Source organism: Synechococcus sp. CBW1006, assembly GCF_015840525.1.
GTDB lineage: Bacteria > Cyanobacteriota > Cyanobacteriia > PCC-6307 > Cyanobiaceae > CBW1002.
This window is the reverse complement of the sequence record NZ_CP060396.1, coordinates 2,663,517-2,685,756: the sequence shown is the minus strand read 5'-3', so window position 1 is coordinate 2,685,756 and position 22,240 is coordinate 2,663,517. Positions and strand designations below refer to the sequence as shown.

At 65.8% G+C, this 22,240-nt stretch carries 25 protein-coding genes; 10 read left to right on the top strand and 15 right to left on the bottom strand.

Going from position 1 to position 22,240, the window contains the following annotated elements; translation table 11 throughout:
- Positions 1 to 38: 38 nt before the first annotated feature.
- Positions 39 to 716, bottom strand: a complete 678-nt coding sequence (locus H8F26_RS13065) for a hypothetical protein (protein ID WP_197154610.1) — start codon at positions 714 to 716, stop codon at positions 39 to 41.
- Between the two features lie 483 nt (positions 717 to 1,199).
- Between H8F26_RS13065 and H8F26_RS13060 the strand changes: the two genes are divergently transcribed.
- Positions 1,200 to 2,429: a glycosyltransferase gene (locus H8F26_RS13060; protein ID WP_197154609.1), complete on the top strand. Its 1,230-nt coding sequence runs from the start codon at positions 1,200 to 1,202 to the stop codon at positions 2,427 to 2,429.
- On the opposite strand, the gene H8F26_RS13055 is transcribed toward H8F26_RS13060, so the two are convergent.
- Positions 2,415 to 3,740, bottom strand: coding sequence for a hypothetical protein (locus H8F26_RS13055; RefSeq protein WP_197154608.1), 1,326 nt, complete (start codon positions 3,738 to 3,740; stop codon positions 2,415 to 2,417). The genes H8F26_RS13060 and H8F26_RS13055 overlap by 15 nt on opposite strands.
- Before the next feature lie 154 nt (positions 3,741 to 3,894).
- Here H8F26_RS13055 and H8F26_RS13050 point away from each other — a divergent pair, with 154 nt between their 5' ends.
- Both H8F26_RS13050 and H8F26_RS13045 read left to right on the top strand, forming a co-directional pair.
- A complete protein-coding gene (locus H8F26_RS13050; RefSeq protein WP_197154607.1) occupies positions 3,895 to 4,602 on the top strand; it encodes a hypothetical protein in 708 nt (235 codons plus the stop codon).
- A gap of 132 nt (positions 4,603 to 4,734) precedes the next feature.
- Positions 4,735 to 5,736 carry a glycosyltransferase family 2 protein gene (locus tag H8F26_RS13045; RefSeq protein ID WP_197154606.1) on the top strand — a complete coding sequence of 334 codons (1,002 nt, stop codon included), beginning with the start codon at positions 4,735 to 4,737 and terminating at the stop codon, positions 5,734 to 5,736.
- Positions 5,737 to 5,761: 25 nt separating this feature from the next.
- Here the strand turns inward: H8F26_RS13045 and H8F26_RS13040 are convergent, their stop codons facing one another.
- Genes H8F26_RS13040 through H8F26_RS13030 form a run of 3 tightly spaced genes read right to left on the bottom strand, consistent with a single transcriptional unit; the run spans position 5,762 to position 8,307 of the window.
- Complete coding sequence (locus tag H8F26_RS13040; RefSeq protein WP_231605190.1) at positions 5,762 to 6,001, bottom strand: hypothetical protein; 240 nt, start codon at positions 5,999 to 6,001, stop codon at positions 5,762 to 5,764.
- A complete protein-coding gene (locus tag H8F26_RS13035) occupies positions 6,001 to 7,335 on the bottom strand; it encodes a sodium-dependent transporter (protein WP_197154605.1) in 1,335 nt (444 codons plus the stop codon). The genes H8F26_RS13040 and H8F26_RS13035 overlap by 1 nt, the downstream gene beginning before the upstream one ends.
- Before the next feature lie 3 nt (positions 7,336 to 7,338).
- Positions 7,339 to 8,307, bottom strand: coding sequence for a DUF368 domain-containing protein (locus H8F26_RS13030; protein WP_231605188.1), 969 nt, complete (start codon positions 8,305 to 8,307; stop codon positions 7,339 to 7,341).
- A gap of 114 nt (positions 8,308 to 8,421) precedes the next feature.
- On the opposite strand from H8F26_RS13030, the gene H8F26_RS13025 reads away from it, so the two are divergent.
- Together H8F26_RS13025 and H8F26_RS13020 are read left to right on the top strand one after the other, a co-directional pair.
- Positions 8,422 to 9,672: a 1-deoxy-D-xylulose-5-phosphate reductoisomerase gene (locus H8F26_RS13025; RefSeq protein ID WP_197154604.1), complete on the top strand. Its 1,251-nt coding sequence runs from the start codon at positions 8,422 to 8,424 to the stop codon at positions 9,670 to 9,672.
- Positions 9,672 to 10,046, top strand: coding sequence for a ferredoxin (locus H8F26_RS13020; RefSeq protein WP_231605186.1), 375 nt, complete (start codon positions 9,672 to 9,674; stop codon positions 10,044 to 10,046). Before H8F26_RS13025 ends, H8F26_RS13020 begins: the two co-directional genes overlap by 1 nt.
- Here the strand turns inward: H8F26_RS13020 and H8F26_RS13015 are convergent.
- Positions 10,027 to 11,172: an alpha/beta fold hydrolase gene (locus tag H8F26_RS13015; protein WP_231605185.1), complete on the bottom strand. Its 1,146-nt coding sequence runs from the start codon at positions 11,170 to 11,172 to the stop codon at positions 10,027 to 10,029. The genes H8F26_RS13020 and H8F26_RS13015 overlap by 20 nt on opposite strands.
- Positions 11,173 to 11,225: 53 nt before the next feature.
- Between H8F26_RS13015 and H8F26_RS13010 the strand changes: the two genes are divergently transcribed.
- Positions 11,226 to 11,774 carry a hypothetical protein gene (locus H8F26_RS13010; protein ID WP_197154602.1) on the top strand — a complete coding sequence of 183 codons (549 nt, stop codon included), beginning with the start codon at positions 11,226 to 11,228 and terminating at the stop codon, positions 11,772 to 11,774.
- Here the strand turns inward: H8F26_RS13010 and H8F26_RS13005 are convergent.
- The 4 genes from H8F26_RS13005 to H8F26_RS12990 form a co-directional block, all read right to left on the bottom strand.
- Positions 11,752 to 13,248 carry an NAD(P)(+) transhydrogenase (Re/Si-specific) subunit beta gene (locus tag H8F26_RS13005; RefSeq protein WP_197154601.1) on the bottom strand — a complete coding sequence of 499 codons (1,497 nt, stop codon included), beginning with the start codon at positions 13,246 to 13,248 and terminating at the stop codon, positions 11,752 to 11,754. The genes H8F26_RS13010 and H8F26_RS13005 overlap by 23 nt on opposite strands.
- Complete coding sequence (locus tag H8F26_RS13000; RefSeq protein WP_197154600.1) at positions 13,248 to 13,538, bottom strand: NAD(P) transhydrogenase subunit alpha; 291 nt, start codon at positions 13,536 to 13,538, stop codon at positions 13,248 to 13,250. Before H8F26_RS13000 ends, H8F26_RS13005 begins: the two co-directional genes overlap by 1 nt.
- Positions 13,535 to 14,791, bottom strand: coding sequence for an NAD(P) transhydrogenase subunit alpha (locus H8F26_RS12995; RefSeq protein WP_197154598.1), 1,257 nt, complete (start codon positions 14,789 to 14,791; stop codon positions 13,535 to 13,537). Before H8F26_RS12995 ends, H8F26_RS13000 begins: the two co-directional genes overlap by 4 nt.
- 89 nt (positions 14,792 to 14,880) lie before the next feature.
- Complete coding sequence (locus tag H8F26_RS12990) at positions 14,881 to 15,051, bottom strand: hypothetical protein (RefSeq protein ID WP_197154596.1); 171 nt, start codon at positions 15,049 to 15,051, stop codon at positions 14,881 to 14,883.
- A gap of 134 nt (positions 15,052 to 15,185) precedes the next feature.
- Between H8F26_RS12990 and H8F26_RS12985 the strand changes: the two genes are divergently transcribed.
- From H8F26_RS12985 to H8F26_RS12975, 3 genes are all read left to right on the top strand, one after another.
- Complete coding sequence (locus H8F26_RS12985; protein ID WP_197154594.1) at positions 15,186 to 16,640, top strand: DEAD/DEAH box helicase; 1,455 nt, start codon at positions 15,186 to 15,188, stop codon at positions 16,638 to 16,640.
- Positions 16,641 to 16,749: 109 nt separating this feature from the next.
- Complete coding sequence (locus H8F26_RS12980; RefSeq protein WP_197154592.1) at positions 16,750 to 16,986, top strand: hypothetical protein; 237 nt, start codon at positions 16,750 to 16,752, stop codon at positions 16,984 to 16,986.
- Between the two features lie 76 nt (positions 16,987 to 17,062).
- The gene (locus tag H8F26_RS12975; protein ID WP_197154590.1) at positions 17,063 to 18,517 is read left to right on the top strand and encodes an FAD-dependent oxidoreductase; all 1,455 of its coding nucleotides are present in this window, start codon (positions 17,063 to 17,065) and stop codon (positions 18,515 to 18,517) included.
- 58 nt (positions 18,518 to 18,575) lie between these two features.
- Here H8F26_RS12975 and infA read toward each other — a convergent pair whose 3' ends face one another.
- The gene (gene infA / locus H8F26_RS12970; RefSeq protein WP_015108791.1) at positions 18,576 to 18,845 is read right to left on the bottom strand and encodes a translation initiation factor IF-1; all 270 of its coding nucleotides are present in this window, start codon (positions 18,843 to 18,845) and stop codon (positions 18,576 to 18,578) included.
- A 200-nt stretch (positions 18,846 to 19,045) separates the two neighbouring features.
- Between infA and H8F26_RS12965 the strand changes: the two genes are divergently transcribed.
- Entirely contained in the window at positions 19,046 to 19,780 is a 735-nt protein-coding gene (locus H8F26_RS12965) for a pseudouridine synthase (protein WP_231605629.1), read from the top strand.
- A 30-nt stretch (positions 19,781 to 19,810) separates the two neighbouring features.
- On the opposite strand, the gene H8F26_RS12960 is transcribed toward H8F26_RS12965, so the two are convergent.
- The 4 genes from H8F26_RS12960 to H8F26_RS12945 form a co-directional block, all read right to left on the bottom strand.
- The gene (locus H8F26_RS12960; RefSeq protein ID WP_197154588.1) at positions 19,811 to 20,026 is read right to left on the bottom strand and encodes a hypothetical protein; all 216 of its coding nucleotides are present in this window, start codon (positions 20,024 to 20,026) and stop codon (positions 19,811 to 19,813) included.
- A 70-nt stretch (positions 20,027 to 20,096) separates the two neighbouring features.
- A complete protein-coding gene (locus H8F26_RS12955) occupies positions 20,097 to 20,426 on the bottom strand; it encodes a hypothetical protein (RefSeq protein ID WP_197154586.1) in 330 nt (109 codons plus the stop codon).
- Between the two features lie 2 nt (positions 20,427 to 20,428).
- The gene (locus H8F26_RS12950) at positions 20,429 to 21,262 is read right to left on the bottom strand and encodes a fatty acid desaturase (protein ID WP_197154584.1); all 834 of its coding nucleotides are present in this window, start codon (positions 21,260 to 21,262) and stop codon (positions 20,429 to 20,431) included.
- Positions 21,259 to 22,212, bottom strand: a complete 954-nt coding sequence (locus tag H8F26_RS12945; protein ID WP_197154583.1) for an orange carotenoid-binding protein — start codon at positions 22,210 to 22,212, stop codon at positions 21,259 to 21,261. Before H8F26_RS12945 ends, H8F26_RS12950 begins: the two co-directional genes overlap by 4 nt.
- Between the last annotated feature and the right edge of the window lie 28 nt (positions 22,213 to 22,240).

Sequence of the window (22,240 nt, the reverse complement as noted above, 5' to 3'; positions counted from 1 at the left end):
GGCACTGAGACATGAAGTCATCCCAATCGTTGATTTCCTCAAGGCTTCACGTATAAACTCGGCAGGGCGCCGAGCAGCCAGCTCGGCATGAATTTCTCGCCACCGGCAAATTGAATCTTGCCTGGCTGATAATATGGTAAAACCGCCAGCACAACCTGCACAGCTTTGGGGCGATTCATATTGCGCACATAGCGACCCAGGTTCAGCCGGATCTGCTGATCTTCACTGGAGAGTGGGCTGCTGCAGAACCCACTCTGCAACAACCTGCGGTAGCTGGTTCCGAAGCTGCTGCGGAACAGTGGTTCCATGTCTTCCGATGGCGTGTCCAGCCAGATCTGGCCAACCTGCCGCCTGAATCCGGCCAGCTCCTCGCGAAGTTCGCTGTCACTGGGATCAATCGAGTAGAGGTTGATCAGTCCGGTCAGACGGTTGAGAAATCCCTCATTCCGGGTCAGGGCCAGAGCCTGGGCGCCGGTGTATTGCGAGAGGCGTGGCAGGGGCGGAGCATCGCTTGCCGCCCTGGCCTCCGGTTCTCGTTGCTCCGCTTCACGCTTGGTATATCCGGCTGGAGTCAGGACGGCGCGGGGAGGGTCTGGCCGCCGCAGTCTGGGCAGGAGTTCCGGCTCGAAAAGACTGGCATAGTCTTCCAGCAGCCAGCGAGGCAGCACCTGTTCGGCCTGGTTGACCTTCATCTTGCCCGGGGGCACATAGGGCATCAACGCCAGCAGGATGTTGGCGGTTTCGGGCCTCTGAAAGCCGCTGGCACAGATAATCCTTCCATTCTTCTTCCTCTCGCAGCAGAGACTGCTTCGCCAGATCAGTGCTGATCATCTGCCGGAAGCAGCGGCCGATCGAGCAGCCATACAGCAGCTCCAGCTCATCAATCGGTGCACTCAGCCAGAACTGCGACAGACAGTGCCGCGCCAGGCGCGCCTCCGCTAACCGTCCAGTGTTCGGGCTATGGCTGTAATCCTGGAAAATTGTGTTGAGCCGTCCCGCAGACCAGGGCTGGATCTGAGGCCGGCTGCCGATCTCGATCCTGGGCGTGGTCGGGTCGGCAAGCAGGACGTCTGGGCTCAGGCCCTGTGCGGCGCGAACGGGCTCCCCCCAGGTGATTTTCTCAGGGCGACCGAACAGGCGGCTCCAGAGCGACATGACGGGCAGAACAGAGCTTGGCGTGATCGTAATAGGCTGCCTCCATGGAGTTGTTGCTGATCCACCAGAACTATCCGGGTCAGTTTCGTTACCTTGCCCCGGCTCTGGGTCGGTTGGGCCACAACGTGTCGGCCCTTGGCGCGTCTCCTGCCAAGCCAGCCCAGCGAGCCAGCCATCTCCACTACCCCTGGACAACCCCCAGCCTTCCCGCCGATCTGGTCGATCCGGCCCTGGAGACCTCCCTCCTGCGCGGTGAACGGGTCGCCGAGCGTTGCCTGCGGCTTCGGGATGAGGGCTATCGTCCCGCCGCGATCCTGGTGCACAGCGGTTGGGGAGAAGCCCTTTATCTCAGGGAGATCTGGCCCCAGGCCCGGCTGTTGATCTACCCCGAGCTCTATGCCTCGCCCCGCCTGCTGGGCTACGGATTTGACGCCGACCTGGGCTCGCCACCCTTTGCCCTCCGGGCCCAGTGGCGCCGGCGCAACCTCATGAACCTCGCCGCGATCGCCGATGCCGATGTGGCCGTGGTCCCCACGCTGTTTCAACGCGACACCTTCCCTCCCCACCTGCGCAGCCGTTTCCATGTGATCCATGAGGGCGTGGATCTTGAGCAGGTCAGACCCAACCGCGCTTGCCGCCTGCAGATCCGTTCCGGGCTGGTTCTGCGGCGGGGTGATCCGGTGATCACCTTCGCCAGCCGCTACCTGGAACCACTGCGCGGTTTTCGCACCTTCATGCGTTGCCTGCCTGCCCTGATGGCGACCCATCCCACACTCCAGGTGCTGGTGGTGGGCTCCACCGCCTCGGGCTATGGAGCGGTGTCCGCCCACCCACAGGGGTACAAGGCAGAGATGCTGGCGCTGCTCGGAGACCAGCTGCCCCTGGATCGCCTTCATTTTCTGGGGCGTCTCGGGCTGGAGAAGCTGCATTCCCTGTTTCAGATCACGGTGGCCCACGTGCATTTCTCCTATCCCTATGCCCTCTCCTGGAGCCTGATCGAAGCCATGGCCTGCGGTGCCCTGATCGTGGGATCCGATAACCCTCCCCTCAGCGAGGTGCTGCACCATGGGCACAACGGCCTGCTGGTGCCGTTCAACGATCCCGAAGCGCTGGGCTCCTGGCTGTCCGCCATCCTCCGCCAGCCCGAGGCCTTTGCCCCCATGGCCCTCGAAGCCCGCCGCACAGTCGAAACCCGCTACAACCTTTCCGCCGCCGCTGCCGCCTACGACAACCTGCTGCGCAGCCTGGTGGCTCTGCCTTCAGACCAGGCCTGAGTCAGCCATCGGTTTCAGCGCGAAGGTCTGCCGTACCGCCTGGATCACGGTGTCGACCACCGAGCTCCACAGTCCGGGATCGCCCTGGCGAAACAGCGTCAGACTCGGATACCAGGGGCTGTCCGAGCGACGGCGCAGCCAGCGGGGATCGGCGCTCCAGGGCAGAAGCACCCAGGTCGGATGGCCGAGCGCCCCGCTCAGATGGGCGACAGACGTATCCACCGAGAGCATCAGATCCGTGGTCTGGATCACCGCCGCGGTGTGGGCGAAATCCCCCTGGGGATCGATGGCGTCATCGAATCGATCCGCCAGGGGGCCGAGGGTCTCGCGATCCGCTCCCTGCTGGATCAGCACCAGGGTGCAGCCGAGGTCGAGCAGGCCCTGGGTGAGAAGCTCCAGGCTGGCCCGATCAAGGCTGCGCTTGCGATACTCCCGCCACTGAAAGGCGGAATCCCCTTTCCGGCCGCTGGCCCAGGTGATCCCGATCCGGACACCGCCTTCCCAGGCTGACCGTTGGGTCCAATCGCTGGGGCGCAGATAGCTGCCCTGGTCTGGGAGGCCTTCGGGCTGGGGAGCTCCACCCAGGCGATCCGGCAGGCTGAGCAGGCCCAGGCCGGTGGCCCCCCGGGGCAGCGGACCCGGCGGTTCCCGCAGCGGCACCACGTCTGGCTCGGGATCCAGGCCGGAGAAGGCCCGCTGCACCAAGGTCACCAGGGGGGCGTCCACCTCCAGCACCAGCCGGATTCCCCTGCCGGAGATCCTTTGGTGCAGCAGGGGAAGCCAGCGGAGATACTGCAGGGTGTCGCCCAGGCCCTGTTCACTCCAGACATGCAGGGCTTCACCGTGGACTGGCAGGCCTGGGGAGGAGCTGCGGCCGTGGGCGTAGCCGTCGATCTCAAAGCGACGCTCTGCCAGGCGGTAACTCTCGTCGTAGCGCTCCAGGCCCAGCAGCAGGGAGGCGTGGTTGCAGGCGGCCTGGGGGCTGTCACTCAGGCTGCGACACATCTGGAACGCCTGATCCGCTTCCTCAAAGCGATTCAGATCCCGCAGGGCGTTGGCGATTCCCAGGTAGGGGCCGCTCTGTTGCGGTGCCGCAAGGGCTGCGTCCTGGTACAGCCTCAGGGCCTGGTGGGGCTGGTCGCTGAACCAGAAGGCATTCGCGGCCCTGATCCGAAGATGATGATCATCGGGGACCAGCGTCTGTGCTTCCTGTAACAAGCAGGCGGTCAGATCCCAGTCTTGGCTGGCTTCTGCCTGGGAAGCTTCCAGCAGTAGATCAGCCAGCTCATTCTTGGAAGGGGAAGGGCGCATTCAGGCGGGCCCGTGCCAGGGTTGAGCCAGAAGAATGTAGGCTTCACCTTCCAGCCTGAGGGCGCCCCTCCCATCTGTCAGGATTTGAAAATCTTGGTTATTGAACAAAGGAGGGTTGTGTTAAATAGGTATATACTACGAGGCTTAAGCCGAAATGGCTACCACCATCGACCAATTCGCCCCAACGGCGGATGGGGAGTCATTCGACTTTTTTTCGCCTGATGGTACGAATGTATCCGGAAGTTTTGATGCTGATACGAATACTCAAACTGCTACGATCTCCAATCCTTCAGGCGTTCTAAACGAAGTAGGCGTTCAAATCGTTGAAGGAACCCAGTCAACGACCATCTTTGATGGTAAGACGGTAAATTCCACGTTTAATGGGAATGACGAAAGTAACACTGTTACGTTTACTGGTAAAGTAAAAGATTCTTCCGTTGTTACAGGTGATGGAAATGATATTATCCAATTTGATAAAAGTGTTGGTGGAGACTTTGAAGCAGGTGAAGGTGATGATACGTTAGAATCTGATTCCAAGGTTAAAAATACAAATATTGACATGGGTAATGGCGATGATTCACTCGTTTTTGGGGGAACAGTTAGAGGCGCAAGTATATCCGGCGGTGACGGTGCTGATAGCTTTGAATTTTTTGGAAAAATCAAAAATACTACGGTCGATCTTGGAGGTAACGATGGCAGTGTTGATACCATTAGAATTTCAAATCTTGACGATATTAAGGATGGATTTATAATTACTGGTGCCGAAGAAGGCGATCTTTTGATTATTGGAGATCAAACATATAATTATGATCCGACTACCGATAGTTGGACATCTCCTGATGATACTTTGCGGTTCAACTGACGATGTTACCTGTTTTCAAATGACAATGTTACCTGTTTTCAAATGATAATAACTTGTCCGTGGCTTGGCCTACTTGCATTAAAATAAATCAGTTTGAACCGCTTTATCTGTTGATGCTCTTTGCCACCAATAATGTATCTCGAAGATCATTATCTTAGGCTTTGCAATAAGTATATTCAATCAAGGGACTTTGCTTCTGCGAAGTCCCTTCTTTCTGTTTGGATGCAGGAATTCTTTGCCTCTTGCGACGCGCTAACTGCGCTTCCTCCTCCCAAGGTTCTCCAGAATCCTTCGCTGTGGTGGTGCCTGTCTCGCTACGCCTCCCTTTCGGGGGACTCGGCTCCGGTGAATTCCTTCCTCGATTGGTTGGAATCCGTGCCGATCGAGCCGCCGGTTTCCTCTGATGTGCGGGCCTGGCCCGTAATCGGAATCCCGATTCTAAATCGGCCTGATTTGCTGCAACGATTGCTGGAAAGTATTGATGTTCCGGTGGGCAATCTGGCCATTGTTGACAATGGTTCCAAGGCTGGTCTGCCCGGTTCGGATCAGCTTAAATCGTTTTTATTCGAGCTGGAGAGTGGTGGCTGGCCTGGTATTGAGAGCATCTGTGTAGCGCGCCCCTTCGCCAATCAGGGTGTTGCCGCGAGTTGGAATCACATCCTCACGTCATTTGTGAAAGCTCCACTGGTCTTGTTGGCCAATAATGATGTGATCTTTGCTCCGGGAGTGCTGGCTGAGGCCCTTGCCGCACTCGACCCGCGTCGGCCTCAATTCATGCCCCTTCTTCCTGCGCCGCAGGAATTTTCGGCCTTTGCTCTCACGGCGCTGGCCTGGGATCGGGTCGGTTTGTTTGATGAAAACTTCTATCCGGCCTACTGCGAAGACCTCGACTACGCCGAGCGGCTGAAGGCCTGCCCTGAAGTGGAGTGGCTCATCCCACACGACCTTCAGGAACGGATGCAGGCCCTCAACCACGAGCACAGCGCCACGATCCGCAGCGATGCCGTGCTGGAGGGCTACAACCGCTCGTCCTATCCCCTCAACTGCCTCTGGTTGTTCAGCGACCGCCGCCTGCGTGGGGAGCGTCGTGGCATCTGGAGACGCCGCTGGCTGGCGCAGTGGTCATCCGACTGAGCGAACCTCTGCATGGGCCAGCAGATCAGGGCCGTTCCCGCCCCGCCATCATCACCTCGATCTTGCGGATGCGCTGCAGGGTGGTCTGCCACACCTCCAGTTGAAAGGCACGGCTGCTCTCACCACCGGCCACGGCCTGGCTGCACGCTTCAACCAGCTGTTCCAGGTTTTCGCGGCGCTCGAACGCTTCCCAGAGCTGGCGTTCCAGCCGCGCCCGTTCGATGAAATTCCAGCGCTGCAACCAGGAGGCCATCGGATCGAGCATCAACCAAACCACATCTTCGCCAGATCCAGCACCGACACGCTCAACCCCACCGCAATCGCCGGCACCGAGATCCAGCGCAGACTGAGCAGGAGCGCGCGGCGCAGGCCCGGCGGCGTGGCGCAGCCCTGGAGATCGGCCAGGAAGCGTGCCGGCGCCTGCCAGCTGAGCAGCAGGGCCACCAACAGGCCGCCGAGGATCAGCAGCACGCCACCGAACAGGGCATCCATCACCTCCAGGGCAGCGGTGTTCAGGGCCGGCGGCAGCCCCAGCACCCCCACCAGGCCCACGCAGCTCCACACCGCCTCGCGGCGCCTCCAGCCCAGCCCATCGATCAGGGAGCTCACCGGCACCTCCAGCAGCGACACGCTCGAGGTGATCGCGGCGATGTAGGCAAGCCCGAAGAACAGCACCGCCACCAACCGCCCAGCCATCCCAAGCGAAGCCAGACCCGTGGGCAGGGCGATGAACAGGGTGCCCACCGTGCTGCCGCTCACCACCTCGCCCAGCCCGAAGCTCGCCACCAGCGGAAAGGTGACGCACCCGGCCATCAGGCCCACCGCCGTGTCCATCCCCACCACGCTCACCGCCTCGCTCGCCAGGGCGCTGTGGCGGTTCAGATAGGCGGCATAGGCCAGGATCGCGCCGATGCCGGTGCCGATCGAGAAGAAGGCCTGGGTGAAGGCATTGCGGATCGTGGTGGGGTCGAGCAGCTTGGCCGGATCCCAGCGCAGCAGGAACTGGTGGTAGCCGGCGCCGGCACCCGGCAGGAAGGCGGCCCAGATCAGCAGGCCCAGCAGCAGCAGGAACAGGGCCGGCATGCCCCAGCGGCTGAGCCGCTCAATGCCGCCCCGCACCCCGGCCGCCACCACGGCGCCGGTGAGGGCCAGGCTCACCAGAAGGCCCAGCACAGCGCCGCCGCCGCTGCTGATCAGCGCGAAGAAGGATTCCGAGGCCGCCATGTCGGCCGGCAGGCCCACCAGCAGGGCATGCAGCAGGGTGCGGCCGGTCCAGCCCATCAGCACCGCGTAGAAGGCCAGGATCCCGATCGCCGCGGCCAGAAACAGCAGGCCCAGGGGGGCCCAGCGGCGGCCTCCGGCGGTGACCGGCGCAATCAGGGGCGCATGGCCGGTGCTGCGGCCCAGCACCATCTCCGCCACCAGCACCGGCAGGCACACCACCAGCACGATCACCAGATAAAGCACTACAAAGGCACCACCGCCCCCCTGGGAGGCGCGGTAAGCGAAGCCCCAGAGGTTGCCCAGGCCCACCGCGCTGCCGGCGGCCGCCAGCACAAAGCCAAGCGGCGAACTCCAAGACTCCGAGGCCCTTGCCATCGTTCAGCCCCCCATCTCCTCAACACCCGCCCGCCGTTGCAGCTGCTCGATCCCCACCACCAAGGCCACGCCCAGAGCCGCCAGCAGGGCGGCCACCAGCAAGGCGGCGGTGCTGGGTGGGGCCGCCAGGGCATCCCGCAGCACGATCAGCTTGCCCTTGGCGTTGTGGGTGGATTCGAGCACCGTGCGGAAGGGCCAGATCTTCCAGAGAGAACCGGCCATGAACCCCACCAGCAGGGCCACCACCTGGCCATGGAAGTTGTGCAGGAGCCAGCGCAGCAGCCGCACGAAGCTGATCAGCCCCACGGCGCAGCCGAGGGCGAAGGGGATCAGCACCGCCGGATCCAGGCCTTTCACACCCTCCATCACGTGCTGGTACTGGCCCAGCACCAGCAGCAGGAACGAACCGGAAATGCCCGGCAGGATCATGGCCATGATTGCCACCGCCCCGCTCCAGAACAGGGTGAAGGGATCGTGGGGCATGGTGACGGGCACGCGGGTGACCAGCAGCAGGGCCAGCGCCACCCCGGCCGCCATCGCCACCAGCCCCTGCCAGCCCCAGTGGGCGTGACGGGCGATCAGCAGGATCGCGCCGATGATCAGCCCAAAGAAGAAGGCGAACAGCAGCACCGGCTGGAACTCGTACAGCCAGGTGATCGGCCGCACCAGCAGCAGCACCGAGGCCGCCAGGCCCGCCAGAAGCGGCACCAGAAAGCCCAGATGCACCCGCGCCGCGGCGGCGCTCCAGTCGCCCCGGCGCAGCAGGGCCAGCAGGCCCAGATCGAAGCCGGCGATGGCCTCGAGCAGCTGGCCGTAGATGCCGAGAATGAAGGCCATGCTGCCGCCGGACACGCCCGGTACCACATCGGCGGCGCCCATGGCCAGGCCGCAGAGCACCATGTAGGGCAACGAGGGCTCCCGTGACGCGGCAGGCGCCGCCGGTGCGGTGGAGACCGGCGGGTCGGGTGTCATCGACAAGAGAAGCGCTGCGGCGAATGATCGCCGCATCCTGCCGCGGGATCCCCGGCCGCCTAGCCCCCACACCGATCCAATGGGAGACTGGCCGCGCCCCACGCCGATCCGCCTGTGAAAGCCCTCAGCGTGCTGGGATCCACGGGTTCGATCGGCACCCAGACCCTCGAGATCGTTGAGGAGTTTCCCGATCGCTTCCGGGTGGTGGCCCTCACGGCCGGCCGCAACCTCGACCTGCTGATCGACCAGATCCAGCGTCACGCCCCGGAGGTGGTGGCCCTGGCCGATGCGGAGCTGGTGGTGGTGCTGCGCGAGCGGCTGCAGGCCCTGGAGCCCGGCGCCCGGCCCGCCCGCCTGCCGGAACTGCTGGGCGGCCCCGACGGCCTCTGCGCCGCCGCCGCCTGGCCCAGCGCCGACCTGGTGGTGACCGGCATCGTGGGATGCGCCGGCCTGCTGCCCACCCTGGCGGCGGTGCGGGCCGGCAAAGACCTGGCCCTGGCCAACAAGGAAACCCTGATCGCCGCCGGCCCGGTGGTGCTGCCGGAGCTCGCCAGGAGCGGCTCGCGACTGTTGCCGGCCGATTCGGAGCACTCCGCCATCTTCCAGTGCCTGCAGGGCACCCCCTGGGCCGACACGGCCCGGCTCAGCACGGGTGTGCCCACCCCCGGCCTGCGCCGCATCCAGCTCACCGCCAGCGGCGGCGCCTTCCGCGACTGGGACGCCGCCGATCTGGCCAGGGCCACCGTGGCCGATGCCACCAGCCATCCCAACTGGAGCATGGGGCGCAAGATCACGGTGGATTCGGCCTCGCTGATGAACAAGGGCCTCGAGGTGATCGAAGCCCACTACCTGTTCGGGCTGGATTACGACCGGATCGAGATCGTGATCCACCCGCAGTCGATCATCCATTCGATGGTGGAGCTCGCCGATTCCTCGGTGCTGGCCCAGCTGGGCTGGCCCGATATGAAGCTGCCGATCCTCTACTGCCTCAGCTGGCCGGAGCGGCTCGAGACCCCCTGGCGCCGGCTCGATCTCACCGCGGTGGGCCAACTCACGTTCCGTGCCCCCGATCCGGCCAAATACCCCTGCATGGAGCTGGCCTACGCGGCCGGCCGCGCCGGCGGCACCATGCCGGCGGTGCTGAACGCCGCCAACGAGCAGGCGGTGGCCCTCTTCCTCGACGAGCAGATCCCCTTCCTCGAGATTCCACAACTGATCGACGTGGTGTGTGATCGCCACCGGGCCGACCTCAGGGCCGATCCCTCCCTCGACGACGTGCTCGCCGTGGACGCCTGGTCGCGCCAGGCGGTGCGTGAGGCTGCAGCCCGGCGGAGCGCCAAGGCCCCGGCGGCGCTGCCGGCGTGATGGCTGCCCCGACCGTGATGGCTGCCCCTCTGCCGCAGGTCGCCCACCACCTGCTGCTCTGCGCCACCCCCACCAAGGCGCTCTGCTGCGACCCGGCCGTGGGCGCCGCCAGCTGGGACACCCTCAAGCGCCTGGTGCGGGAGCTCGGCCTGGAATCACCTGAACGCCCTGAGGGGATCGTGCTGCGCACCAAGGCCGATTGCCTGCGCATCTGCAGCGACGGGCCGATCCTGCTGCTCTGGCCGGAAGGGATCGTCTATGGCGGCGTGACGCCCGAGCGGATCGAGCGGATCGTGCACGAGCATGTGATCGGCGGGCGACCGATCGAGGCGTGGATCCTGCAGCGGCAGACGTTCAGCCCTGCGCTGCGCTGAAGTCGAGCAGCCAGCGGGCCGTGAGCCAGTCGCCCCAGCAGCCGGGTGGCCGGCGGTGATCCCCGCAGCCATGGAAACCGTTGTGGCCGCCCCCTGAAGTGAGCGTCACCTCGATCCCCTCGGAAGCCCGACTGGCAAGCCGGCGGGTGGCCTCCACCGGCACCCAGGGATCATCCAGCGCGTGCAGCAGTCGCGTCGGCGGCAGGGGTTCCCCCGCCAGCAGGCGCGGCAGGGGGCTGGCGGCGGCGTAGTAGTGATCCACTGAGGTGTAACCCCAGCGGGGCGCGGTGATTGCCGCATCGAAGCGGCGGATGGTGCAGGGCCGCTCTGCCCCCTCGAGAGCCTGGCGCTCCTGGGGCGTCACCCCGAAGGGATCCTCGAGGGTCTGGCGGCAGAGACGCTCCAGCAGCCAGTTCTGGTACACGCGGTTGCGGGGCCGCTCGATCTGGCGGGAGCAGGCATCCAGGTCCAGCGGGCTGCTGATGCAGACCAGGCCATCCAGCACAGGTTGCCTCCCAGAGCCAGATCCAGAGGCCTGGGCCGCGCCATCGAGGCAGGCATTGAGCAGCATCGTGCCGCCCAGGGAAATCCCCGCCCCCAGCAGGGGCAGGGGCCGGCCGGCCAGGGGCCCGGCCTTGGTGGCCTGACCCAGCTCCTCGGCCAGCCGGCGCGCCTGGGCGATCACCGGCAGCAGATCACTGCTGCAGCGGCCCGCGTAGGTGCCGCCGGCGAGTTGGCGGCCGGCGCCGGCACCGCGCAGGTTGAGCCGCACCACGGCAAAGCCGGCCGCCTGCAGGGTCTGCCCCATCCGCCGCAGGCCCTCGCGATCGCTCGATCCCCCCAGGCCATGGAGCAGCAGCACCAGACCACGGGCGTCTGCCGCGGATGGGGCCCCATCAAGCAGCGCCAGCAGGCGGTCGCCGGATCCGGATCCGGAGCGACCTGGAGACAGGGAAGCGGATCGGCAGGGCAGCACTCCCACCGGCCACTCCAGCGGCAAGCCCCGATCCAGCGGCAGTTTCGGTGGGTGAAGCGTGTCCCGCAGCGTCTGCAGATCCCCGCCAATCCAGGGGAACCGCTGGCGGAAGGGCGGCAGCGACAGATCGGCAGGCAAAACAGGAGCCACGAACCACGGCGAGGAGCACCTGCCGATCATGGAGGCCTGCGCTGGCCACCCCCATGACTCAAGCCCCCGGTCCAACCCGCCACCCAGACCGGCTCCCGCCGCACTGGCAGCAGCTCTGCCTGATCTGGCGCTGGCCACTGGCGCTGGTGCTCTGCAGCCTGGTGCTGGCCCAGGCCGCCCAGCAGCTGCTCAGCCGCCCTCTTCCTGTGGGGGTGAACACCCGGAGCCCCCTGCCGGTGAAGCTGGAAGGCTCGATCCCGATCACCGTGCGGGTGGAGTCTGCGTTGCCGGTCGCGGTGCGGGCCCAGGGGCCGGAGGGCTTGCAGACCCGGGTGGTGGCCGAGGTGAGCCGCCTGAACCTGCCACCGGTGGCCGTGCAGCCGCTGAGCCTGCGGCCCGTGGATCTGCAGCCTGTCACCGTCAGGCCGGTGAGCGTCACCCCGGTCACGGTGGAGCCCCTGCAGGCCACGGTGCGGGCCGATCAGCCCCTGCCGGTGAGCGGCAAGGTGGCCGTGCAGGAGCTGCCCAACCCACTGAAAGTGGAGATCCAGCGCGATAGCTCGGTGCTGGATGTCGATGTCAAAGGGATACCGTTTCCTTGACTTTCCCCACCCCCAGGGCCCGCAGCTCGGTGAGCAGGCCATTGAGCACCGCCTTGGCATCGCCGAACACCATGGCCGTCTGCGGCAGCTCGAACAGGGCGTTGGCGATGCCGGCATAGCCGGCGCCGAGGCTGCGCTTCACCACGAACACCTGGCGGGCCTGATCCACCTCCAGCACGGGCATGCCGAACAGGGGGCTGCTGGGATCGGTCTTGGCCTGGGGGTTCACCACGTCGTTGGCGCCGAGCACGATCACCACATCGGTGGCGGGAAACTCGGGATTGATCAGATCCATCTCCACCAGCTGCTCGTAGGGCACATCGGCCTCCGCCAGCAGCACATTCATGTGGCCCGGCATGCGGCCCGCCACCGGGTGGATCGCGTAGCTCACCGAGACGCCATGGGCCTCCAGCAGTTTGGACAGCTCCCGCAGGGCGTGTTGCGCCTGGGCCACGGCCAGGCCGTAGCCCGGCACGAACACCACGCGCTCGGCGTTCTCCAGAGCCATGGCGCATTCCTCAGGGCTGCAGCTCACGATGCGGCTGTAGCTGGTGGCCTCTCCCCCACCGCCACCACCAGTCGGCGCTGCGGCCCCCAGGGCCCCGCCGAACAGCACCGAGACCAGCGAACGGTTCATCGCCGTGCACATCACCTGGGTGAGGATCAGGCCGGCGGCGCCCACCATGGCGCCGGCCACGATCAGCAGCTGGCTGCCCACCACGAAACCGGCGGCAGCGGCGGCCACACCGGAATAGGAGTTGAGCAGGGAGATCACCACCGGCATGTCGGCGCCGCCGATCGGCAGGGTCACCCCGATGCCCAGCAGGCTCGAGGCCAGCACCAGCAGCAGCAACGGCCAGCCGCCGGGATCGGAGCTCAGGGTCAGGGCCCCCACCAGGCAGAGCAGGGCCAGGCCGATGTTCACGCCATGGCGCAGGCTGCTCTGGGTCCAGGCGGGGGTATCGAGCCAGCCCCGCAGCTTGGCCATCGCCACCAGGGAGCCACTGAAGGTGATCGCTCCCACCAGCAGCGACACCACGATCGAGGCGGCCGCCACCCAGCCCCCGTCGTCGAGGCCCTCATAGCGGGACACACCGAAGGCGACCAGCAGCGAGGCCATGCCGCCGCAGCCGTTGAACAGCGCCACGGTTTCGGGCATGGCCGTCATCGGCACCCGTTGGGCCATCACCAGCCCCAGCAGGCCACCGGCCGCACTGCCGGCGGCGATCCACAGCCAGGCGGTGACATCGGGCTGCAGCTGGATCAGCAGGCCCAGAACGGCCAGGCCGAGGGCCAGGGCCGCCAGACCATTGGCAAAGCGGGCCGAGCGCACCTTGGACAGGCCCTTGATGCCCAGGGCCAGCAGCAGCACCGACACCAGGTCAATGGCATCGCCCAGCACCTGCGGCGGCAGCTGCCGCAGGGAGTCCAGGCCGGAGGAGAGCAACGAGGCAAGCGAATGAAGCGTGGCCATCAGCGGTCTCCCCGGCGGCGGAACATGGCGAGCATGCGATCGGTGACCAGAAAGCCCCCGATCACGTTGAACAGAGCGAAACCGAGCGAGAGCGAGCCCAGCAGCAGCAGGGCCGGCTGATCCCCGGCGCGGACGATCAGGGTGAGGGAGGCCAGCACCGTGATGCCGCTGATGGCGTTGGCGCCACTCATCAACGGCGTGTGCAGGGTGGGCGGCACCTTGCCGATCAGCTCCAGTCCCAGCAGGCTGCCGAGCAGCAGCACCCAGAGGGCGTTGGTGATGTCGATCATCGGGAGGCTCCCACGGTGACGGATTCAGCGGCCGCCACGGGCACCGCGGTTGTGGCCTGGGCCGCGGTGCCGCTGCGCAACACCTCCGGATGCAGGCAATCTCCCCGGCTGATGAACAGGCAGCCGGCCAGGATCGGATCCTGCGGATCGAGCTGCTGACGGCGTTGCTCTGCGGCCTCCCCAGGGGCGGCGGGCTCAGCCAGATACTCGATCAGCGCCAGCAGGTTGCGGGCGAAGAGCGCGCTGGCGTGGTTGGCCACGCTGCTGGGCAGGGCATCGGCACCGATCAGCCGCACACCGTTGCGGATCACCGTTTCCCCAGCCACGGTGGCGGCGCAGTTGCCCCCCTGGGCCACCGCCAGATCGACCACCACAGCTCCGGGGCGCATGCCATCCAGCATGGCTTCGCTGATCAGCCGCGGTGCCGGGCGGCCAGGCACCTGGGCCGTGCAGACCACCAGATCGGAGACGGCCAGCTGTTCGGCCAGCTGCTGGCGCTGGGCCTCGAGAAACGCCTCGCTGGCCGCCTGGGCATAGCCTCCGGCTTCAGCGGGACGCTCCTGCTGCGCCGGAGGCTCGAGGAAGCGGCCCCCCAGGGATTCCACCTGTTCCTTGGCGGCGGGCCGCACATCGCTCACCGTCACCACGGCACCGAGACGGCGTGCTGTGGCCAGGGCCTGCAGGCCGGCCACGCCGGCCCCCAGGATCAGGGCCCGGGCGGGCTGAATCGTGCCGGCGGCCGTCATCAGCATCGGCATGTAGCGATCCAGCTGGCTGGCCGCCAGCAGCACCGCCTTGTAGCCGGCGATGTTCGCCTGGGAGGAGAGCACGTCCATCGACTGGGCGCGGCTGATGCGGGGCAGCAGTTCCAGGGCGATGGCCGAAGCCCCCCGCTCGGCCAGCAGCGCCGCCAGAGCATCGGCGCCGTAGGGAGCCAGCAGGCCGATCAACAGGGCCTCGGACTTGAGGCGAGCCAAGGACTCCAGCGGCGGCGGCTGCACGCAGAGCACGATCTCCGCCGCCTCCCAGGGAAGGGCCTCCGGCGCGCAGAGCTCGGCCCCGGCCTCCTGGTAGGCCGTATCGCCGTAGCCGGAGGCCTCTCCAGCCCCGGCCTCCACGCTCACGGCCAGTCCCAGTCCACACAGCCGGCGGACGGTCTCCGGCGTTGCCGCCACCCGACACTCACCGGCCTGCCGCTCACGCGGCACCAACAACCTCGTCAATGGAGCCTCAGCAAAGGCCTGCCCTTCCATTAAGGAGACCCAGGTGCTGTGATGGCAGCCCGCTGTGTGGAGTCGCCCACCAACGGGGTCCACAATCGCGCCACACGCGACGCAGGGGCTCAGAAGAGCGGAAGCAGCTCCTGTTCCAGGCAGAGCGCCTGGCACGGCCAGCCCTGGTGCCGCAGCATGCGGGCCCGCAGGATCATCGGATCGATGTCGCACTCGAGCCGCCAGCAGCGCTCCAGCACGGCCTTCTGCTCGGCGGGGAAGAAAGGCGAGGGTTCAGGCATGACGCCAGGACAGAACGGAGACGAGCGACTCGAAGCAGACCAGAGCCCCGCCTGGCCGGAACATAGGCAGATCTGACCGGAAACCTATAGGAACCATTGCTCAAGATCCAGCGCGACGGCAGCAGAATCGGGCGATGAATTCGCCGTCGTTCGATCTGGGGCCGGAACCGGGCAGCCTGGCCGGCTCTGCGGTGCAGCCCCGCCAGTGGCAGGTGCTGTTGCTGCAGCTGCTGCGTCGCCGCCTGCTGCAGCCTCACCCCAACGGCCACGACGTGCTGATCAACGCCGGTCCCGGCGCCGGCAAGACGCTGGGTGCCCTGCTCGGCTTTCAGCGGCTGCACCGGGACGGCCACCTGAGCCGCTTCGTGGTGTTCTGCCACCGCAGTTCCATCGGCGGCCAGTGGCAGGCCTCCTCGGCCCGTCTGGGGCTGCGCCTGGCCCTCTGGGAACCCGAGCAGCCGCAGCGGAGCGCCGACAGCCACGGTCTGCTGATCACCTATCAGAGCGCAAGTCGCCACAGCGAACGGCTGGCGGCTCTGCTGGCGGATCCAGGCCTGGGAGCCTGGATGGCGATCGCCGATGAGGTGCACCATCTCGGGCTCGATCCAGACGAGCCGGAGGCCAGCGCCTGGGGTCATGCCTTCAGCCGGCTCACCGCCACAGCCGGCCTGCGGCTGGGGCTCACCGGTACTCCGTTCCGGGCCGACAACCTCGCCTTCTGTGCCGCCCGCCGGGTGCAGGCCACCGAAGGTGACACGACGGTGGAACGGATCGTGCCCGACCTCAGCGTCGAACCACAGGAGCTGATCGCGGCCGGTGATGTGCGCCCCCTCGAGTTCCGCTTCCAGGACGGCTGCGTGGATCACGGCCGCCGCCCCGATGATCCCGATGGCGAAACCTCACCCCTCTCGGCTGAAGAACGGGAGAGCTGGCGGGCCCGCAACCTGCGGCGCGCCATCCAACTGGGGGATTCCAGCAGTATTGCCATGCATCTGCTGATCCGGGCCCGGCGCAAACTGGAGGAGGTGCGTCAGGAGCATCCCGAGGCGGGCGGCCTGGTGATCGCCCGCGACATCGCCCACGCCCGCCGGATCACCGGGTTGCTGGAGGAGGAGGGCGACCGGGTGCAGCTGGTGCACTCGCAGGATCCCGAGGCCAACGATCGCCTGCAGGCTTTTCAGCGCGGCGAGGGCCGCTGGCTGGTGAGCATCGATATGTGCGCCGAGGGTTTTGATGCGCCGCGGCTGCGGGTGGTGGCCTACCTCACCACGGTGGTGACCCGCACCCGTTTCCTGCAGGGGATCACCCGGGCGGTGCGCATGGATGGCAGCCGTGCCGCCCTGGAGCCGGTGCCGCGCCAGTGCTCCTACGTGTTCGCGCCGGCCGACCCCCTGCTGATGCGCTACGCCCGCAGCTGGTCGCTGAGCGAGCCCTATCTGATCCGCAGCCGCAGCAGCGAACAGGCTCCGGAATCCGCCGGCTCGATGCCCTCAACCGGTCTGCCGCTGCAGGCCCTGCGCGACCGGGCTGGGGACGTGATCCGGCTGGGTGCCCCCCAGCTTCCCGATTTTTTGCGTCGCAGTGCTTGACATGCAGTTTTGTGATAGAGCTGGTGTGGCTTGATCTACAACGTTGTGTCAACCGACACCACGAACCAGCCGATGGACCGGCAGCGTGTGCGCATCCGCCCATCAATCCATGGACGCCTCGGTGCATCGACGCCTAACGGTGGCCGTCTGCTGGGCCCTCGCGCGACGGGCCACGCTTGACGCCCTTGAACAGTACGAAGACAGTTTTGCCCTGAACGAGGAGTTCCGCGAGTGGCTCCTCTGCCTCGAGGAACATCCTGAAATGCTCGAGGCCAATGTGCTGATGGTGCCGCGCCGGCTGGGTGAAGGTCAGCACCCCGAAACCGACGGCCTGCTCGAGATCTGATCGGTCTTTGGCCAGCATCGCCACGACCCGCTCAGCCATCCCCTAGGCTCAACTCATAGTCATTCCGCCTAAGCCGATGGGAACGCCGCCGTCCGTGGACGCACCGTCTCCAGGGGCAGAGTCGTCGCTGAGTCCCTCTCCGGAGAACCTCGTGATCGTGGGCTCCGGGCCCGCCGGTTACACCGCAGCCATCTATGCCGCTCGCGCCAACCTCAGCCCGGTGCTGATCACCGGCTTCCAGGACGGCGGCATTCCCGGTGGTCAGCTGATGACCACCACCCACGTGGAAAACTTCCCAGGCTTTCCGGACGGCATCCTCGGCCCGGACCTGATGGACCGCATGAAGGCCCAGGCTGTGCGGTGGGGTACCCGGTTGGTGGAAGCCGATGCCAGCGCCATCGACCTCTCCCGCCGTCCCTACCGGATCACCGCCGAAGACCGGGTGATCGAAACCCAGTCCGTGATCCTGGCGACCGGGGCCAGCGCCAACCGCCTGGGCCTGCCGGAGGAGGAGACCTTCTGGAGCCATGGCATCAGCGCCTGTGCCATCTGTGATGGCGCCACGCCCCAATACCGCGACGCTGAGCTGGCCGTGGTGGGAGGCGGTGATTCCGCCTGCGAAGAGGCCGTGTACCTCACCAAATACGGCAGCCGTGTCCACCTGATCGTGCGCACCCACAAACTGCGCGCCAGCGCCGCCATGGCCGATCGGGTGCTGGCCAACCCCGCCATCACCGTGCACTGGAACCGTCAGGTCGTGGGGGCCAGCGGCAACGGCTGGCTGGAGAGCCTCACCCTGAGCGACACGAGCGCGGCGGCCACCGATTCAGGCAGCACAGGCCAGGGCGCCACGGAGGAGCTGGCCGTGCGCGGCCTCTTCTATGCGATCGGTCATACCCCCAACACCCGTCTGGTGCGCGGCCAGCTGGAACTCGATTCGCTCGGCTACCTCGTGACCCGGCCGGGCCGACCCGAAACCAGCCTGGAGGGCGTGTTCGCCGCCGGTGACGTGGCCGATGCGGAATGGCGCCAGGGCATCACCGCCGCCGGCAGCGGCTGCCAGGCCGCCCTGGCTGCCGAACGCTGGCTCACCCATCACGATCTGGCGGTGACCGTGAGCCACGATCCGGTGGATCCGGCCCCGGCCGGTGAACCGGTGCGAACCGTCACCAGCGATGGCGACAATTTCGATCCTGATGCCCTCTGGCAGAAAGGGGGCTATGCCTTGCGCAAGCTGTACCACGACAGCAGCAAGCCCTTGCTGGTGGTCTACACCTCACCCACCTGTGGCCCCTGCCACGTGCTCAAGCCCCAGCTGAAGCGGGTGCTGGAGGAACTCGGCGGGCGTGCCCAGGGTGTCGAGATCGACATCGATGCCGATCAGGAGATTGCCGTTCAGGCTGGCGTCAGCGGCACCCCAACGGTGCAGCTGTTCTTCGGCAAGGAGCTCAAACAGCAATTCCGCGGCGTCAAGCAACGCAGCGAATTCAAGGCCGCGATCGAATCCCTGCTGGGTGCGCCGGTGGGCTGAGACAACAGGAGGTCAGAGCTGGGCCTGATCTGGATCGGCTCAGCTCTGAACCATCGCCTCAGCGGCGACGGGGGCCGCCGGGGCGGTTGCCGCCCGGCCGGGGGCCAGTGGCTCCGGCGTTGCGCTCGCGGTAGGTGATGCGGCCGCGGGTGAGGTCGTAGGGGCTGATCTCCACCAGCACCTTGTCGCCGGCGAGGAGCTTGATGCGGAACTTGGTGAGCTTGCCGGCCGCACGGCACAGACACTGGTGCCCAGCGGGCTGCTCCAGGGTCACCAGATAGAAGCCGTTGCCCTGTTCCTTCTCAATCACTCCCGAGGTTTCAATCATGCGGCGGTGGCGGGGCAGACGAAGATCACTGCCCTCAGTCTAGATCTCGCCCTTCCGGCCCGCTCCGCTCCCACCGGGTGGCCGGTCGAGGGCCCTAGGGTCGCTGCGCTTTCACCCGGATCACCGCTGCGCCCCATGGTTCTGCCTCCTCTGTCGATGGATCTCGGACTGCTGCTGATCGCGATCGGCGTGGTGAACCTCTGGCAGGCCCGCCTCTGACCCATCTGCTCTTCCACAAGCCCTATGGGGTCCTGAGCCAGTTCACGCCGGAACCTGAAAGTCGCTGGGATTGCCTGGCCTCCTTCATTCCAGTGCCTGGCGTCTATGCCGCCGGCCGCCTGGATGCAGACAGCGAGGGCCTGCTGCTGCTCACCGACCACGGCCCTCTGCAACATCGCCTCACCGATCCAGCCTGGGGCCACTGGCGCACCTACTGGGTCCAGGTGGAAGGCGAACCCAGTGCCGAGGCCCTGCAGCGGCTGGCTGAAGGGGTGATGGTGCAGGGAGAGCGCACCCTGCCGGCCCGCGCTCGTGCCCTGCCTGCGCCGCAACTGCCGGAGCGGGTGCCGCCGATCCGCCATCGCCTCACCATTCCCACCGCCTGGCTGGAGCTGCAATTGCGGGAGGGTCGCAACCGCCAGGTACGCCGGATGACTGCTGCAGTGGGCCATCCCACCCTGCGGCTGGTGCGCGCCTCCATCGACCTGATGGATGGAGAGCCTCCCCTGAACCTGAGCGGCCTGGATCCAGGCCGCTGGCGTGCGCTGACCCCCGAAGAGGATCGCCGTGTGCAGGAGCTGTTGCGTCAACCCGCAAGTGGGCAGCCATCGCTCCGTACGCTGTCGGCAGGCAGGAGCCCCTCCGGCCGGCGCTCCCCGGGTCGGGGCGGACGGGCCGGCGGTGGGAAATCGGGGCGGGCCGGCGGCGGCGGATAGGGAGGCCTGGCCGTGGTCCGTGCGGCTCGCTCAGCTGATGACGTCGCGCAGTTCACGCACCGTTTGCAGCTGGCCGTAGTAATAGTTCGCCCGCGAGCGACGATCCGGATCCTCAAGTGTATCGAGAGCATCGAAACCAAGGCTCTGCCAGAGCTCATGGCCGCAGGCCCGGTTGATCTCCTCGATCGCTTCCTGCTCAAGATTGGCGAGGCGGCGCTGCAGGTTCTTGATCTGCGCAATCGACATCCGTCCAGCAGCACAATCTAAGAGTTTACCCGGCCAGCCGCGACGCTTCTGGAGAGATCGCAACGAGAGTTCAGAACAGGGACATGGCCTTGATTTTGGCCAGCTTCTCGTCTCCGAGACCCTCAAGTTCTTCGAGAGAAAGCAATTTCTCCTTCACCAGACTGGCGAAAACAAACAGAATTCCATCGAGACGAAAATCGAAACGCCCCTCGATCTGGTAGCGCTGTGTGCTGAGAAAATCATGCAGATTCCAGACCGAATCAATCGAATCCAGGCGGCCAGACTGCACCCTGATCGCCTCAATCAGGACGTGCACAGCCCGCCGCTGGGCACGATCGAACGCCCCGCGAGCAATGGCCTCTTCCTGTTCACTCCAGCCGGTCACAATAGAATCGTTCATGTTCATGATCTTGAAGAGGCTGTCGGCTGGGGTCTGCTCAGCTTCATACACCTTGGTAACAAGCGTAACGGATGGGCGGTTGGCAGCGCGCTGGATCTCCGCTCAGGAAGTTGAAACCAGGCCAGATCCGGCCACTGGTGGTGTTCTCGGTGATAGCCGAAGTGATAGCAGGCCAGCAGGGACAGCGGCGCTGAAAGATTCAGGCTTTCAATCGCACCCAGGCCCTGGCTGTGACGCTGCTGTCGGTGGGGGAGATAGGTCCCGAAGGCAAACATCTGCAGAGAGCTCAACAGCAGCGGCAGGCTGTAGAACAGCAAGACATTGCTGATGGCGGATACAGCACTGCTGCCAGCGCCCGTGTTGACCAGAGCCACGGACAACACCTGGGCCACCAGAGCCAGAAGGAGCCAGCCGCCGAGCAAGCGCATCATCTGGAGCCAGGACAGATACCCCGCCATGAAGCGGATGTACCAGCTCACCACACCACTGCCGGGATGGGGAGGACCATCCGGATCGAGAGCACTGACCGGCGCCCGATGATGCCGGTGGTGATTGCGGCGGCAGGCGCGGTAGGGCAGGGCGGCGTACAGCTGCAGGGCCAGGGCGCCGATCCTGTGGTTCCAGCGCTTCCGCTCTGGCCAGAGGGTGCCGTGCATCGCGTCGTGGCCGACGATGAAGAGGCCTGTCTGCAGAAAGGTCCGTCCGAGCACGGCCAGCAGCACCAGCTGCCAGGGCAGCCGAGACGGATCAACGATCACCAGGCTGGCCAGGCTGATCAGCCAGGCCAGCAGGATCGTGCATGCCAGCAGAAGACCGGTTCGGGTGGCAGGCCTCAACGAGCGAACTTGAGGAGTTCGGCGGGGGAAGCCAACAGATCGATGGCCACGAAGTAGATCTTGCCTTCCGGGTTGAGCAGGAAGCGCCAGGCGACGTTCATGCCCACGTTGGCCCCGAACCAGGGGGTCTGAACCTTGCCGGTCACCTTGATCTGGGTGAAATCCCCATCGGTGGGTTCGGCATAGCCCCGCTCGGGCAGCAGGCGCAGGTTCTGGCACTCTTCCCGGAAGAAGCTCAGAATGGCATCGGTGCCCACGATCGGCTTCTGGAAGGGGGGCTGGAGCGCTCCATCCGGCAGAAAGAGCTTGATGAGATTGTCGAAATCGTTGGCGTTGAGCAGATCCATATAGGAGTTCACCGTGGGATTGATCACCCCTTCGATGAACACCTTCTGGCGCTGGTCTTCCGGCGTGGGAGCCACGATTGGCTCCATCACCCGCTGACCCTCTCCTTTCTGGGGATCAAAACCCATGTCCACCACGAAGTTGCGCAGCAGGGTGATCTGCTGACCCTGCTCCACCCCCTTGAGGGCGGTGAGCACAGCCGAGGCATTGGCGGAGAGCTGGTAATCCTTGGGAATCGGGGCCACCAGACCGGCGGCCATCCACTCACCAAGCTGATACCAGAAGCCCAGTTTGATATTCACCGACCAGTTGGAATAGGCGCGGCAGATGGTGGTGTCGCTGCGGTTGGCCAGATCACACATCACCTGGGTCTGCTCCGCCGCCCCCATGGCTTTGATCTGGTTGAGCACCGGCTCCGCGAACTGCATGCGTGCGGCGCCAGGGGCGGCCACCGTGATCGTGGTTCCCATCTCGAGGTAGGCGTACCAGATCAGGGCCAGCTGATCCTCTGCACTCAACAGGCGGAAGCGGGCCGTGATGGCCGGAACCACATCGGCGGAGAGGGTTTCGGGGAAGATCTGGGTGGCTCTTTGAAGAGTAAACATCGGCGATTTATCGGGTTAACTGCACATC

Bases quoted from the DNA above. Each gene is read 5' to 3' on its own strand.
- H8F26_RS13065 (WP_197154610.1), bottom strand. From the start codon at position 716: ATGCCCTATGTGCCCCCGGGCAAGATGAAGGTCAACCAGGCCGAACAG.
- H8F26_RS13060 (WP_197154609.1), top strand. From the start codon at position 1,200: ATGGAGTTGTTGCTGATCCACCAGAACTATCCGGGTCAGTTTCGTTAC.
- H8F26_RS13055 (WP_197154608.1), bottom strand. From the start codon at position 3,740: ATGCGCCCTTCCCCTTCCAAGAATGAGCTGGCTGATCTACTGCTGGAA.
- H8F26_RS13050 (WP_197154607.1), top strand. From the start codon at position 3,895: ATGGCTACCACCATCGACCAATTCGCCCCAACGGCGGATGGGGAGTCA.
- H8F26_RS13045 (WP_197154606.1), top strand. From the start codon at position 4,735: ATGTATCTCGAAGATCATTATCTTAGGCTTTGCAATAAGTATATTCAA.
- H8F26_RS13040 (WP_231605190.1), bottom strand. From the start codon at position 6,001: ATGCTCGATCCGATGGCCTCCTGGTTGCAGCGCTGGAATTTCATCGAA.
- H8F26_RS13035 (WP_197154605.1), bottom strand. From the start codon at position 7,335: ATGGCAAGGGCCTCGGAGTCTTGGAGTTCGCCGCTTGGCTTTGTGCTG.
- H8F26_RS13030 (WP_231605188.1), bottom strand. From the start codon at position 8,307: ATGACACCCGACCCGCCGGTCTCCACCGCACCGGCGGCGCCTGCCGCG.
- H8F26_RS13020 (WP_231605186.1), top strand. From the start codon at position 9,672: ATGGCTGCCCCGACCGTGATGGCTGCCCCTCTGCCGCAGGTCGCCCAC.
- H8F26_RS13010 (WP_197154602.1), top strand. From the start codon at position 11,226: ATGACTCAAGCCCCCGGTCCAACCCGCCACCCAGACCGGCTCCCGCCG.
- H8F26_RS13005 (WP_197154601.1), bottom strand. From the start codon at position 13,248: ATGGCCACGCTTCATTCGCTTGCCTCGTTGCTCTCCTCCGGCCTGGAC.
- H8F26_RS13000 (WP_197154600.1), bottom strand. From the start codon at position 13,538: ATGATCGACATCACCAACGCCCTCTGGGTGCTGCTGCTCGGCAGCCTG.
- H8F26_RS12995 (WP_197154598.1), bottom strand. From the start codon at position 14,791: ATGGAAGGGCAGGCCTTTGCTGAGGCTCCATTGACGAGGTTGTTGGTG.
- H8F26_RS12990 (WP_197154596.1), bottom strand. From the start codon at position 15,051: ATGCCTGAACCCTCGCCTTTCTTCCCCGCCGAGCAGAAGGCCGTGCTG.
- H8F26_RS12985 (WP_197154594.1), top strand. From the start codon at position 15,186: ATGAATTCGCCGTCGTTCGATCTGGGGCCGGAACCGGGCAGCCTGGCC.
- H8F26_RS12980 (WP_197154592.1), top strand. From the start codon at position 16,750: ATGGACGCCTCGGTGCATCGACGCCTAACGGTGGCCGTCTGCTGGGCC.
- H8F26_RS12975 (WP_197154590.1), top strand. From the start codon at position 17,063: ATGGGAACGCCGCCGTCCGTGGACGCACCGTCTCCAGGGGCAGAGTCG.
- infA (WP_015108791.1), bottom strand. From the start codon at position 18,845: ATGATTGAAACCTCGGGAGTGATTGAGAAGGAACAGGGCAACGGCTTC.
- H8F26_RS12960 (WP_197154588.1), bottom strand. From the start codon at position 20,026: ATGTCGATTGCGCAGATCAAGAACCTGCAGCGCCGCCTCGCCAATCTT.
- H8F26_RS12955 (WP_197154586.1), bottom strand. From the start codon at position 20,426: ATGAACGATTCTATTGTGACCGGCTGGAGTGAACAGGAAGAGGCCATT.
- H8F26_RS12945 (WP_197154583.1), bottom strand. From the start codon at position 22,212: ATGTTTACTCTTCAAAGAGCCACCCAGATCTTCCCCGAAACCCTCTCC.